Below are 12,405 nucleotides of genomic sequence, written 5' to 3'. Positions count from 1 at the left end.
GACCGTCGCGATCGGTGCAGTATAGGGCGAGAAGAAAATTACTCTAGAAAATAATTCTAGTAATGGAGGCCGGATGGCCCGCAGTAGCCGCAAACAGGAAATTCTTCAGGCCGCGCTCGCCTGTTTCACCGAATTCGGTGTCGAGGCGACCACCATCGAGATGATCCGTGACCGCTCGGGCGCCAGCATTGGCAGCCTCTACCATCACTTCGGCAACCGCGAGCGGATCATTGCGGCCCTCTATATGGAAGGCATTGGGGAATATGCCGCGCTACTAGAAGCCGGGCTGATCGAAACGCTGGATGCGGAGGCGTGTGTCCGCTTGTTCGTGACCAGTTACATCGACTGGGTAGTGGCGAATCCGGACTGGGCGCGCTTCGTCCTGCACAACCGCGGCCGGGTCGAGGCAGGGGAGCTGGGGGAGCAGCTACGGGACGTCAACCGCGCCCATGGCGAGCGGGTCGGGGCCATCCTACGACGCCACCGTGAAAGCGGTGCATTCCGGCGAATGCCAGGCGATTGTTTTCTCGCCGTAGTCATCGGCCCGTGCCACGACATGGCGCGCAACTGGCTGGCCGGTCGCTCGCGCACGGCGCTGGCGGATTGTCGCGAGCTGCTCGCTGAGATCGCCTGGGCCAGCGTCCGGGCTTGAGTGGGGTCACACGCCGAGGCTTTCGATATCTCGGGCGAGCATCTCCAGCTGATGCGCCAGCGAGCCCTTCAGCGTTTCCTCACTGAGCTGAAACGAGGGCGCGCCGCAGGTCAGCGACATGATGCTGCCGTCAGCCAGGTGCAACGGCACGCCGGCGGCCTTGACATTGCGGTCCCAGTCGCCGAGCGACAGGCAGAAGCCGTGTTGCTGGAATTCCTCGAACGACTCCTCCAGCGACTGCTTCATTGCGGGCCACTGATCGCCGTACTTGGTCTCCAGTGCAGCCATCAAATGGCCGCGTTCCTTATCGGGTGTGGCGGCGAGAAACGCGCGGCCGGCAGCGGTGGTGGCCAGCGGCAGGCGCACCCCGGCATCCATGCGTAGCGTCGAAACCTCAGCGGGGCGGCAGTTCTCGATGTAGATCATCGACAGTCGGTCGCGGCAGGTCAGGCCCACGGTGGTGTTGGTCCTGCGCGCAAATTCGTCCATGTAGGGCTTGGCCAGCTGGCGTACGCGCAGATTGGAGACATAGGCATAGCCCAGTGCGAGCACGCCGGAGTCGAGCTGATATTTTTCCAGCTGCTGCGAATAGCTGAGGTAGCCAAGTTTGGTCAGGGTGTAGGTCATGCGCGAAACCGTTGGCTTGGGCAGCCCGGTGATACGCGCGATGTCCTGGTTGCCCATGACCACCGAGCCGTGGGTGAAGGCGCGCAACACGTCCAGCCCGCGCGACAGCGCCTCGACGAATTTGCGGTCCTTGGGGTTCTCGGTATCGATGTCTTCTACGTCGCTCATGCTGTCTCGGTCTGTCTGTGGGCGGCAGGCATCGCGCCGCCAAGGTAACGGTGGTCGCCATGGTAACCAAAACGGCCGTTGATTTCGCAGAGTAAAACAAAGGCGCGACGCGGCGACGAATGGCGCTAGCCGCCGAGGCGGCGCAACCCTGCAGCCCGGCGGCGCTGCGGCATCCGTGGCCGTTTCCTAGGGTGAATCCGTGCTTGTTGCGTGGGGGGCTTTCTGATATAAAGCAGCGCTCTTTTCTAGGGGCCCGGTTTCTTCGCTTGCTGCGTAGCCGGTAAGACCCCAATGAAACGTGGCGCTGAGCGCCGAAAGACAAGTGATTTCAAGCGGCCAACCCATGCCGGGTTGGGCATGTGGTTTTAGAGGGCTGAGGCATGTCGAGAGTCTGTCAAGTTACCGGTAAGGGTCCGGTAACCGGGAACAACATTTCCCACGCAAACAACAAAACCCGTCGTCGTTTTCTTCCGAACCTGCAGCATCATCGCTTCTGGGTCGAGTCCGAGAACCGCTTCGTTCGTCTGCGCCTGACTGCCAAAGGCATGCGCGTCATCGACAAGCGCGGCATCGACGCTGTCCTGGCTGAAATCCGCGCTCGCGGCGAAAAGGTTTAAGGAGAACTATCATGCGTGACCTGATCCGTTTGGTGTCCAGCGCCGGTACCGGCCACTTCTACACCACCGACAAGAACAAGCGCACAACGCCCGACAAGATCGAGATCAAGAAGTACGATCCGGTCGTGCGTAAGCACGTGATGTACAAGGAAGCCAAGATCAAGTAATTGATCGGCCCCTTGAAGGAAAACCCGCCAATTGGCGGGTTTTTTCGTTTCTGGCATCCGGTTACGCATCGCGCCGTGGCAGGCGGCCCCTTCGGTTGGCGCCGCCCGTGGCCAGCGGATCGTTCAGGCCGTTTTGCGAATGGCGTCGGCCAGGCGGTCGATGATCGCGTCGATGTGTTCGTGCTCGACGATGAGTGCGGGCGACAGGGCGATGGTGTCGCCACTGGCGCGCACCAGCAGGCCGTCGGCAAAGCATTGGCTGAATATCTCGTAGGCGCGCTTGCCCACACCGTCAGGATGGGAAGCGAACTGGATGCCAGCCACCAGACCTACGGTCCGGATATCCACCACGTTCGGCAGTCCTTGCAGGCTGAACAAGGCGTCCTGCCAATAGCCTTCGATCTCGATAGCCTTCTGGAACAGGTTCTCGCGTTGATAGATCTCTTGGGTTGCCAGCGCCGCGGCACAAGCCACCGGGTGACCGGAATAGGTGTAGCCGTGGAAGAACTCGATGGTGCTTTCCGGGCCTCGCATGAAGGCGTCGTGAATCGTCTCGTCGACGAACACCGCGCCCATCGGAATGGCCCCGTTGGTCAGCCCCTTGGCGCAGGTGAGGATGTCCGGCGTGACGCCCCAGCGCTGCGCGGCAAACGCCTCGCCGACCCGACCGAAGCCGGTGATCACTTCATCGAAGATCAGCAGAATGCCATGCTTGCGCGTGATGTCCCGCAGCCGCTGCAGGTAGCCCACCGGCGGCAATATCACTCCCGCCGAGCCGGACATCGGTTCGACGATGACCGCGGCAATGTTTTCGGCGCCATGCAGCGTGACCAGCCGTTCCAGTTCGTCGGCCTTTTCTACCCCGTGAACTGGCAGCCCACGGGAGAACGCGTTGCGCGGGAGATCGAGCGTGTGTGGCAGATGGTCGACGCCGGGAAGCAGGGTGCCGAACGCCTTGCGGTTGTTCGCCATGCCGCCGACGGAGACACCACCGAAGCCCACACCGTGATACGCCAGTTCGCGGCCTATCAGCCGGGTGCGGCTGCTCTGTCCGATGGCGCGCTGGTAGGCCAGCGCGATCTTCAGCGCGGTATCGGCCGATTCCGATCCCGAATTGGTGAAGAACACGCGGTTCAGTCCAGCTGGGCTGATCGACGCCAGGCGCTCGGCCAGCTCGAAGGGCAGCGGGTGGCCCATTTGAAAGGTTGGGGCGAAGTCGAGCTGGGCGATTTGCCGGCTTACCGCCTCGGTAATTTCACGCCGACCATGGCCCGCATTGCAGCACCAGAGCCCGGCCGTCCCATCAATGACCTGTCGGCCCTCAGTGTCGGTGTAGTACATCCCCTCGGCACGCTCCAGCAGGCGCGGGTTGCCCTTGAACTGGCGGTTGGCGGTGAAGGGCATCCAGAAATGTTCGGCTGATGCGGCACGATCGGTGGTCATGGAGGGCTCCGGCAGGACGTCGGGTTGGGCGGCTATGCTGTAGCGCGACAGCACCCGGGCGCACAGCGGTTTCGGCGAGTCTATGTTTAATAAAACGAACAAAACAAGGCGATGGAGCGCGCCGCGTAAAAAATATTGATAGCCCCGGCGCCGCTGGTTTAGGGTGCCCTACCGATCATTCGACAGACACCGAGGACGCCCCATGACCACCCTGACTCTCGCCGACTGGCAACAGCGTGCCCGCGACCTGCGCATCGAAGGCCGGGCCTTCATCCAGGGCGAATACACCGCGCCCAGCGCCGGCGCCAGCTTCGACTGCATCAGCCCGGTCGACGGGCGGGTGCTGGCACAAGTGGCGAGTTGCGACGAGGCCGACGCCGACCGCGCCGTGATCAGTGCGCGTATGGCGTTCGAATCCGGTGTCTGGTCGCGCATGGCGCCAGCCAAACGCAAGGCGACCATGATCCGCTTCGCCAACTTGATCCAGGCCAACGCCGAGGAGCTGGCGCTGCTGGAAACCCTCGACATGGGCAAGCCGATCAGCGATTCGCTGGGCGTCGACATACCCGGCTCGGCCAATGCGCTGCGTTGGGCAGGCGAGGCGATCGACAAGATCTACGACGAAGTCGCACCGACGCCGCACGACCAGCTTGGTCTGGTTACGCGCGAGCCGGTGGGCGTGGTGGCGGCCATCGTGCCGTGGAACTTCCCGTTGATGATGGCGTGCTGGAAGCTCGGCCCCGCCTTGGCCGCGGGCAACTCCGTGGTGCTCAAGCCGTCCGAGAAGTCCCCGCTGACCGCCATCCGCGTGGCACAGCTGGCCATCGAGGCAGGCATCCCCGCGGGTGTGCTCAACGTGCTGCCCGGCTACGGCCATACCGTGGGCAAGGCACTGGCGCTGCACATGGACGTCGACACCCTGGTCTTTACCGGGTCTACCCGCGTCGCCAAACAACTGATGATCTATGCCGGTGAGTCGAACATGAAGCGCGTCTGGCTGGAGGCTGGCGGCAAGAGCCCGAACATCGTCTTCGCCGACGCGCCGGACCTCGAGGCTGCCGCCAAGGCCGCCGCCGGCGCCATCGCCTTCAACCAAGGCGAGGTCTGCACGGCCGGTTCGCGGTTGCTGGTCGAAAGCTCGGTCAAGGAGCGCTTCTTGCCGATGGTGGTCGAGGCGCTCAAAGGCTGGAAGCCGGGCAATCCGCTGGACCCGGCGACCAATGTCGGCGCACTGGTCGATACCCAGCAGCTCGATACCGTGCTTGGCTACATCGAGGCCGGTCGCAACGATGGCGCTAAGGTGCTGATCGGTGGGCAGCGGACGATGCAGGATACCGGCGGCCTGTACGTCGAACCGACCATTTTCGATGGCGTCAGCAATGCGATGAAGATCGCCCGCGAGGAAATTTTCGGCCCGGTGCTGTCGGTGATCACCTTCGATACGGCGGCCGAGGCCGTGAGCATTGCCAATGACACCCTCTACGGGCTGGCCGCCGCGGTATGGACCGCCGATATATCCAAAGCCCACCGCACAGCCCGTGCGTTGCGGGCCGGTAGCGTCTGGGTCAACCAGTATGACGGCGGTGACATGACCGCACCCTTTGGCGGTTTCAAACAGTCCGGCAACGGTCGGGACAAGTCGTTGCATGCATTCGACAAGTACACGGAGTTGAAGGCGACCTGGATCAAGATCTGACGACACCCGTGGGGTGGATGTCGCGTTTGACATCCACCTTGTTGCACAGCTTCGGTGGATCGATGAGGCGTGCTCCGCCCTGCTGTTCTAACGGTCAGCTAGCCTTGCCCCCACTGCCCGCTGCGGCGCATCGCGCCCCACTGATGTTTGCGACGTGAAAACCACTGCCACAGGCCGCGACAGCGCCATAGCGTGTTGAGCTGGCGATAGCCGAAGTTCTCCAGCACGGCCATCAGAAACAGCCGAAGCATGTCGCGGCGGCGCTCGTAGACGCGGAACGACATGGTTTCCAGCAGCAGGCCGTTGACCGAGAGCAGGATGCCCATGCCGATCGCGACGAGCAGGAAGGCGGCCAGCGCTGCGTAGGACACGACGCCGAGCACGAAGCCGCCGATCATGAAGCCATAGCCGACCAGCTCGATCAGCGGCCCCAACCATTCGAACAAGGCCATGAAGGGCCATGCCAGCCAGCCAGGCGTGCCGCCGCGCAGGCTGAAGGCGAGGCGTGCGTGGCGGCCCAGGCTTTCGGCCAGGCCGCGTTGCCAGCGGCTGCGCTGGCGGCCGAGGGTGCCGAGGTCTTCAGGGCATTCGGTCCAACAGATCGGGTCGGGCAGGTAGCGGATGCGGTAGGGGATGCGGTGTTCGCGGTGATAGCGATGCAGGCGTACCACCAGTTCCATGTCCTCGCCGACGGTGTCGGTGCGATAGCCACCGACAGCCATCACCCGCTCGCGGGCGAACAGCCCGAAGGCGCCGGAGATGATGAGCACGGCATTCATCGGCGACCAGCCCAGGCGGCCAAAGAGGAAGGCGCGCAAGTATTCGACGATTTGAAAGCGTGCCAGCCAGTTACGCGGCAGCCCGGCGCGGATTAGAAAACCGCCACGCACTTCTGAGCCGTTGGCGATACGCACGGTGCCCCCGGCCGCTACAGTTCGCTCGTCCTCGAGGAAGGGCTGAACGACCCGCAGCAGGCTGTCGCGCTGCAGGATGGAGTCGGCATCCACGCCGCAGAACAGCCCGTGGCGCGCCGCGTTGATTCCGGCATTGAGCGCATCAGCCTTGCCTCCGTTGGCCTTGTCGATGACGCGCAGGTTGGCGTAGCGCCGCGAACGGTAGATCGCTAACACTGGTTGATGCTGCACGGCCTGGCGCAGGGGTTCGGGGTGCGGCACCAGCTCGAATTCTTCGATCAGAACGGCAAGGGTGTCGTCCTTGGAGCCGTCATTGATCACCACCACTTCGAACTCGGGATACTGCAGCTGCAGCATCGAACGGACCGAGGTGCGGATCGTCGCTTGCTCGTTGTACGCCGGCATCAGCACCGAGACGGGAGGTTCGACACCCAGGTAGGGCGCAATCTCGCCCGTCTCGGCGCGTTGGCGGATATAGCCCATGAGGCTGATCATCGACAGCACGTTGAGCAGCAGGTACATGCCGTTGAGCAGCAGGAAATAGAGGATGAAGCCCAGTTGTAGCCACCACAGCCAGTCAATCGTCAACGCCTGACCTCCGCAATCGCGCGGCGCAGGGCGTCCTGGCCGTAGCGGTCCTCGACCTGCATGAGCAGCGTCTGTAGCTGTTCGGGCGTGACGCCGGGGAGCCGCGCTAGACTGTCCGCGGCGGCCTGACGGACCCACCAGCTGGTATCGGCGAGCAGCGGCAGGAAGACTTCGCTATCTTCACTGCGGGCCTGCTTGTCCAATGCTTGCAGTGCCGCCAGCCGTACGTTGGGTTGGTCATGCTGCAGGGCGCGCAGGAGACGGCCGCGATCCCGTGGATCGCCCAGCTCGCTCAGGCAGCGCAGTGCGACCTGCAGCTGTTCCGGCGGCGCTTCTTCCTCCAGGCGCGCGCGTGCCCAGGGCGCGGCGTACCGGGGTTCGCCGTGAGCCAACAAGGGGATAAGCCGTTCGCGGCGTGGATCCTCCGAGCTGGTTAGGGCAATCAGCAGCGGCTGGGTCACGGTCTGCTCGCCAGCTTGCTGGCAAAGGTTGGCCAGGCGCGGTAATGCCCAGTCCGGCCGGGTCACGGCAGCAGGCAGGATCAATCGCATCGCGCGGGTGGCGTCCATGGCGATCAGGGTTTGGGCCGCGGCGAGCGAGACGGTGAGGTTGCGGCTCATCAGCAGGGGTTGCGTCGCGTCCCAGTGCGCTGGGTCTGCGAGGTTGCGCAAACAGGTCAGGCCGATCAGCTTGCTGCGCACGCGCCCCCGCAGCAGCGCCAGCGCCTGGCGGTCCATGCCGAGGGCGATCAGCGCGCGGTTCATTCGTTCACGCGCGGCGCCACGCAACTGCAGCTGGGTGCGGTTCCATTGCAGCAGAAACCACAGCTGGCGGCCGCGCGGCAGGGCGGGTACCGGCTCGGGCAGTTCATCGCCGAGCGAGCACAGCGCGAAAAAGGGCCGCCATTGGTCGTTGAATTGCTGGCGGCGGGCGGCGCGGCGCCGGGACACCTCGCCCAGCAGCATCACTTGCACCATCACCAGCATGGTCAGCGCGCCCAAACCCAGCGCGCACCAGAGTGCCAATTGCAGGATGCCGTCTTCTGGCCAGATCGACAGCCAGGCTTGGGCGGGTAGCTCGCACAGCCAGGGCGGGCATTGGGTGATCAGGTCAGAAAGCATGCCGCAGACCGATCTGCAGCCAGCGCCGCGTGTAGTAATCGCCCTGCTCGTGATGGCCCAGTTCCCAGGTCAGCGCCCAGCGGCTGTCGAGCCAGTGGCGCCCTTGCAAGCTGATGGCTCTGACGTCGCTGGTGATCAGTTGCTGTTCCTCGACGGCCTCTTCCTCGCCCGCGGTCAGGCGCAGGCCAGCGTAGCTCAGGCCGCCATAGAAATAATCCAGCGCAACGTCGTGGCCGATGGGCGTGCCGGCGTTGGCGACATCAGTGATGTTCAGCGTGTAACCGGCGCGCCAGGCGCCCCAGTAACGTTCAGCACTCAGCGCCAGGCGATCGACGCGCGTCGTCTCGTATTCGGTTCGGCGGATACTGGCGGCACCGAGGTAGCCCGCGGGCAAGCGTCGCTGCAGACGCAGGTCGGCATGCCATTCGGGCAGAAAATAGGGCGACGGCTGGAAGCCGACTTCCGGCTGCAGCGTCCAGTTCTCGTCGAGCGCAATCACCGCGCCGGCCTCGACGCCTTCGTCCCACTCGCCGAAACGTTGCTCGCGCAGCAGGGCACCGTACCAGCCAAGGCCCTCCGGCTGGGTCGAGGTGTAGTCCAGGCGCTGGCTGCGCCAGTCGTCGAAGCCGTTATCGAGCCAGTCCTGGCGGGCCGACAGCTCCAGCTCGTGACGACGTTGGGTCGGCACCGTGGCGACCGGGCTGGTCGTGGTCACCGGCGAAGTCAGCGCGGCGCGTGCCTGCTGGATGACCTGCTGGACTTCGGCATAGTCCGGCGCGATGGCGGCGGCGCGCTCCAGCGGCTCCAGCGCCGCTTGCGGGCGACCGGCCCAGAGCAGCGCCTGACCCTGGCCGAGCAAGTAGTCGGCATTGCCGGGCTCCTCGCTCAACAGGCGCTCGTAGAGGGGCAGTGCCTGTTCGGGGCGGCCCTGCCAGGCATGAACCCGTGCCAGCAGAAACAGCGCCTCGCCATCGGAAGGTTGCTCGGCCAGGTGGGCGCGCAGCGTGGCTTCGGCGGCGTCGAGCTGCTCTGCTTCTACCTGCTGCCGCGCGGTGGCGACGTCGGCCAGGGCCAGCGGGGCGAGCAGGGCGGCGGATGCGGCAACGGCCAGGCAGGCTCCTCTCATCGCGGCCGCCTCATGAGGCGGCGGATGCGGGCGAGCAGCTCCTCGGGCTGGAAGGGCTTGGTTACGTAATCATCGGCGCCCAGTTCCAGGGCGCGGACGATGTCCACTTCGCGGGCTTTGGCGGTGAGCATCAGCACCGGCACGCTTTCCCAGCCCGGCTGTGCGCGCAGGCGTTCGACCAGTTCGAGCCCATCGTGGTAGGGCAGCATGATGTCCATCAGTGTGAGGTCTGGCGGCGCTGAGTTGGCCAGCTTGTCCAGTGCTTGGCGCCCATCGGCGGCGTGCTCGACGCTGAATCCGTGCCGCTCGAGCATGAAACGGATGAGGAAGGCGATGTCCTCCTCGTCCTCCACCATCAGGATGCGCGGGTTGGCGGATTCGCTCATGCATTGACCTCGTCATGTTCCGGTAGCTGGCCGGGTGGCCAGTGGTGCAGCAGTTGCTGAATCAGCGCGGCCAGTTCGTTGCCGTCGTGGCGTGACTTGACCAGTTGGCGCAAGGCCAGGCGGCTATCGTGCACAGGGGAATCCATTGCCGAAAAAATGATGACTGGCGGCGGCGGAAGCGTTTGAGCCAGTTGGTCGAATAATTCACTGCCGTCTCCATCTGGAAGCATCAGGTCGATAATCGCCAGGTCGAAGTGCTCGCGGTCGATCAGCCGGCGCGCCTCGGCCAGTGAGCCGGCGCCTTGTAGGTCGATCTCCAACGGCTCGACCAGGCGCGCCAGCAACACGCGCAAGTCCTCATCGTCTTCGACGTGAAGCAAGCGCGGGCGTTCGCTTTTGCTCGCCAGGCACGCACGCACCACGTCCATCACGCGCGACGGATCGATCGGCTTGTGCAACCAGTCGATCACGCCCACCGCGCCGCCACGCAGCACGCCATCGTCATTGTCACGTCGTTGCGGCTGCAGGCTGACGATCAGCACCGGCAGGTGGCGATAGGCGCTCTGGCTGCGCAGGTTCTGCAGGAAGGCGATGCTGTCCTCGTCGCTCAGTGCCGGGCTCAGGGTCAGCGCCTGAATGCTGAACTCGGCCAGGAGCTCCCGTGCCTGCAAGCCCGTCTCGGCGACCAGCGTGGCGTAGCCGTGCTGCTGCAAGGCCGAGGCCAGCTGTTCGGCGGCCGAGGGATCGGGTTCGAGCACCAGGATCCGCGCCTGGCGCCGCGCCGCCGGTGGCTCGGGGACCAACAGCGGTGCCGGTTTAGCCGGGCCGGTCGGTTGCGCCGGGGTCAACTCCAGCGGCAGGCGCAGCCAGAAGCGGGTGCCTTGGCCTTCTTGCGAGTCGAAGCCGATACGTCCGTGCATCTGTTGCACCAGCGAGCGGGTGATTGCCAGGCCAAGGCCGGTACCGCCGCGCTTGCGGGCATCCGACGAGTCGGCCTGGGCAAACCGTTCGAAGATTCGCGACCGAAAACTCTCCGGAATCCCTTGCCCGCGATCCTGAACGCCCACTTCGAGCGTGTTCCCGTCGCGGCGCAGGTCGACGCTGACCACGCCGCCGGCAGGTGAATGCTTGATCGCGTTGGACAGCAGGTTAGCCATTACCTGCACGAAGCGATCCGGGTCGATGTTCACTTCGGTCGGCATTGTGTCCGCCGGCAGGTCGAACACGAGGCTGACGCGATACTCGTCGCCGTATGGCTTGAGATCGGCCAGGGCCTGCTCGATCAGCGCCCGCACGTCGCAACGGCTGAAATGGAACGGCAAACGGCCGGCTTCGAGCTTCTCGATGTCGAGGATGTCGTTGATCAGGCGCACCAAGCGCTCGCTGTTCTTATGTGCGATGTCGAGGAGCGGACGGGCGCCGTCGTCGATCGCCCCGGCCACGCCGCCGACCAGCATGCCGAGGGCGCCGCGAATGGCGGTCAACGGTGTGCGCAGCTCGTGGCTGACGGTAGAAATGAACTCGGTCTTCATCTGCTCGATGCGGCGACGCAAGGATATGTCGACCGCGACCGTGACCACGTAGCAGGCGCCGTCGGACAGCGTCATGGGCCGCTTGACCACCTGCAGCCAACGCTCGTGGCCTTGCGTGTCGGTCACGTTGACCTCGGTGATGCGCAGCTCGCCACTGCCGCAGAGCAGGTCGGTTTCGCCTTGCAGTAATGGCAGCACGAGGTGCGCCTGTGCGATTTCCTCGCTTCGATGCCCCTCGATGGTTTCCGGTTGGCAGCCCAGCAATTCGGCGAAGGCGGTGTTGCAGAGCAGGAAACGACCCTGGTCGTCGCGCACGAAGATCTGGTTTTCATCAGTGTCGACGACCCGCCGCAGAAAGACTTTCTGGTCCTCGAGTATGTCCCGGTTGCGCTGCAGTTCGGTGATGTCCCGCGCGATGGCCAGATGGTCGCCCAGCCCGGTCGGGGCCAGGCGTACCTCGAAGGTTCGTTGGCCATCGATCTCGCACCAGTTGGTCTCGCGCAGCTCGAGCGAGTGGTCGGCCTGGTCCAGCAGATTGATCAGCACGGGCTCGATCGCGGCGGGGGCCGGTGTGCGCGTGCCGTTCGTTGCAGACAGCGCGGTTACCCGGCGCTTGGGGTCGAGCGCGTAGAGGTCGTCGGGGATGGCCTGCAGCAAGGCGCCGAGCCGGGCTTCTCCGGCCTGCGCCTTGACCGCCAACGCCTGGCGGATGCTCAGGTTACGGCGGATTGCCCACATCGCAGCGAGGAACAGCGCGGCGATCAGCAGCGTGCCGATCACGGCGAGGTGGCGGCTGCGGTCGAGCGTATCGGCGACGGCCTGGTTGGCGGCGGCCAGTCGCTGGCGCTCGCGCTGTTCCACCGCGTTCAGCAGGACGCGCAGGCGGTCCATGATCTGCTTGCCGCCGGCGCGTTGCAGGCGCTCGGCTGCCGCCTGCAGGCCCAGTTCCCGGCGCGCCTGGATATTCGCGTCGGCGATCACCAGCCGTTCGGCGATGTTGCGGTCGAGTTGTTCGAACCAGCGCTGATCGGGGAAATCACGTTGCGCGACAAGGGGTTCGAGGCTGCGACGGTGCGTCTCGATTTGCTCTAGCCCGATCTCGTAGGGCTCCAGGTAGCTCGGCTCGCCCGTCAGCACGAACCCGCGTGAACCGGTTTCGATGTCTTGCAGCGAGGACAGCATGGCCTGGGCCGCGGTAATGATTTCCAGGCTCTGGCTGACCGACTGATTGGTCTCAAGGACGGCATCTTGGGTGCGCTTGCCTTGCCAGCCCAGCGCGACGAGCACGATGAACGCGGATAGGAACGCGAGCGAGTGCCAACTAATCGCAGGTCTTGCAGGCAAAACCGGACTCCTTCAGCAGGGCGG

General features: G+C 64.7%; 11 protein-coding genes. 4 read left to right on the top strand and 7 right to left on the bottom strand.

Translation table 11 applies throughout. From position 1 onward, the window contains the following. The first annotated feature begins 73 nt into the window (after positions 1-73). The gene (locus KXR72_RS14575; RefSeq protein WP_437421805.1) at positions 74-652 is read left to right on the top strand and encodes a TetR/AcrR family transcriptional regulator; all 579 of its coding nucleotides are present in this window, start codon (positions 74-76) and stop codon (positions 650-652) included. A gap of 6 nt (positions 653-658) precedes the next feature. Here the strand turns inward: KXR72_RS14575 and KXR72_RS14570 are convergent, their stop codons facing one another. Further along, a complete protein-coding gene (locus KXR72_RS14570) occupies positions 659-1,447 on the bottom strand; it encodes an IclR family transcriptional regulator (protein WP_437421804.1) in 789 nt (262 codons plus the stop codon). Between the two features lie 380 nt (positions 1,448-1,827). Here KXR72_RS14570 and rpmB point away from each other — a divergent pair, with 380 nt between their 5' ends. Then, positions 1,828-2,064, top strand: coding sequence for a 50S ribosomal protein L28 (rpmB, locus tag KXR72_RS14565; protein ID WP_025243688.1), 237 nt, complete (start codon positions 1,828-1,830; stop codon positions 2,062-2,064). Between the two features lie 11 nt (positions 2,065-2,075). Continuing rightward, positions 2,076-2,231, top strand: coding sequence for a 50S ribosomal protein L33 (gene rpmG / locus KXR72_RS14560; protein WP_045423166.1), 156 nt, complete (start codon positions 2,076-2,078; stop codon positions 2,229-2,231). 123 nt (positions 2,232-2,354) lie between these two features. Here the strand turns inward: rpmG and KXR72_RS14555 are convergent, their stop codons facing one another. After that, complete coding sequence (locus tag KXR72_RS14555; protein WP_437421803.1) at positions 2,355-3,674, bottom strand: aspartate aminotransferase family protein; 1,320 nt, start codon at positions 3,672-3,674, stop codon at positions 2,355-2,357. A 202-nt stretch (positions 3,675-3,876) separates the two neighbouring features. Here KXR72_RS14555 and KXR72_RS14550 point away from each other — a divergent pair, with 202 nt between their 5' ends. After that, positions 3,877-5,370, top strand: a complete 1,494-nt coding sequence (locus KXR72_RS14550; protein ID WP_437421802.1) for an aldehyde dehydrogenase — start codon at positions 3,877-3,879, stop codon at positions 5,368-5,370. 98 nt (positions 5,371-5,468) lie between these two features. Here the strand turns inward: KXR72_RS14550 and KXR72_RS14545 are convergent, their stop codons facing one another. The 5 genes from KXR72_RS14545 to KXR72_RS14525 are packed head-to-tail and all read right to left on the bottom strand — an operon-like array spanning position 5,469 to position 12,381. Next, positions 5,469-6,872, bottom strand: a complete 1,404-nt coding sequence (locus tag KXR72_RS14545) for a glycosyltransferase family 2 protein (RefSeq protein WP_437421801.1) — start codon at positions 6,870-6,872, stop codon at positions 5,469-5,471. After that, complete coding sequence (locus KXR72_RS14540) at positions 6,869-7,993, bottom strand: HEAT repeat domain-containing protein (protein ID WP_437421800.1); 1,125 nt, start codon at positions 7,991-7,993, stop codon at positions 6,869-6,871. The genes KXR72_RS14545 and KXR72_RS14540 overlap by 4 nt, the downstream gene beginning before the upstream one ends. Next, on the bottom strand, positions 7,983-9,119 hold the full coding sequence (locus tag KXR72_RS14535; RefSeq protein ID WP_437421799.1) for a YaiO family outer membrane beta-barrel protein: 1,137 nt from the start codon (positions 9,117-9,119) through the stop codon (positions 7,983-7,985). Before KXR72_RS14535 ends, KXR72_RS14540 begins: the two co-directional genes overlap by 11 nt. Continuing rightward, positions 9,116-9,505, bottom strand: a complete 390-nt coding sequence (locus KXR72_RS14530) for a response regulator transcription factor (protein WP_437421798.1) — start codon at positions 9,503-9,505, stop codon at positions 9,116-9,118. The genes KXR72_RS14535 and KXR72_RS14530 overlap by 4 nt, the downstream gene beginning before the upstream one ends. Further along, positions 9,502-12,381, bottom strand: coding sequence for a CHASE3 domain-containing protein (locus KXR72_RS14525; protein ID WP_437421797.1), 2,880 nt, complete (start codon positions 12,379-12,381; stop codon positions 9,502-9,504). The genes KXR72_RS14530 and KXR72_RS14525 overlap by 4 nt, the downstream gene beginning before the upstream one ends. Positions 12,382-12,405: the final 24 nt, after the last annotated feature.

The sequence above is a fragment of the Stutzerimonas chloritidismutans genome (assembly GCF_051486945.1).
In the GTDB taxonomy this organism is placed as follows: domain Bacteria; phylum Pseudomonadota; class Gammaproteobacteria; order Pseudomonadales; family Pseudomonadaceae; genus Stutzerimonas; species Stutzerimonas chloritidismutans_B.
The sequence above is the reverse complement of the archived record's forward strand: the minus strand, read 5'-3'. Positions and strand labels throughout refer to the sequence as shown.

What these genes read in the sequence shown, in the direction of transcription:
- KXR72_RS14575 (WP_437421805.1), top strand. Translation starts at nt 74, where the DNA reads ATGGCCCGCAGTAGCCGCAAACAGGAAATTCTTCAGGCCGCGCTCGCC.
- KXR72_RS14530 (WP_437421798.1), bottom strand. Translation starts at nt 9,505, where the DNA reads ATGAGCGAATCCGCCAACCCGCGCATCCTGATGGTGGAGGACGAGGAG.
- KXR72_RS14540 (WP_437421800.1), bottom strand. Translation starts at nt 7,993, where the DNA reads ATGCTTTCTGACCTGATCACCCAATGCCCGCCCTGGCTGTGCGAGCTA.
- KXR72_RS14570 (WP_437421804.1), bottom strand. Translation starts at nt 1,447, where the DNA reads ATGAGCGACGTAGAAGACATCGATACCGAGAACCCCAAGGACCGCAAA.
- KXR72_RS14550 (WP_437421802.1), top strand. Translation starts at nt 3,877, where the DNA reads ATGACCACCCTGACTCTCGCCGACTGGCAACAGCGTGCCCGCGACCTG.
- KXR72_RS14555 (WP_437421803.1), bottom strand. Translation starts at nt 3,674, where the DNA reads ATGACCACCGATCGTGCCGCATCAGCCGAACATTTCTGGATGCCCTTC.
- rpmG (WP_045423166.1), top strand. Translation starts at nt 2,076, where the DNA reads ATGCGTGACCTGATCCGTTTGGTGTCCAGCGCCGGTACCGGCCACTTC.
- rpmB (WP_025243688.1), top strand. Translation starts at nt 1,828, where the DNA reads ATGTCGAGAGTCTGTCAAGTTACCGGTAAGGGTCCGGTAACCGGGAAC.
- KXR72_RS14535 (WP_437421799.1), bottom strand. Translation starts at nt 9,119, where the DNA reads ATGAGAGGAGCCTGCCTGGCCGTTGCCGCATCCGCCGCCCTGCTCGCC.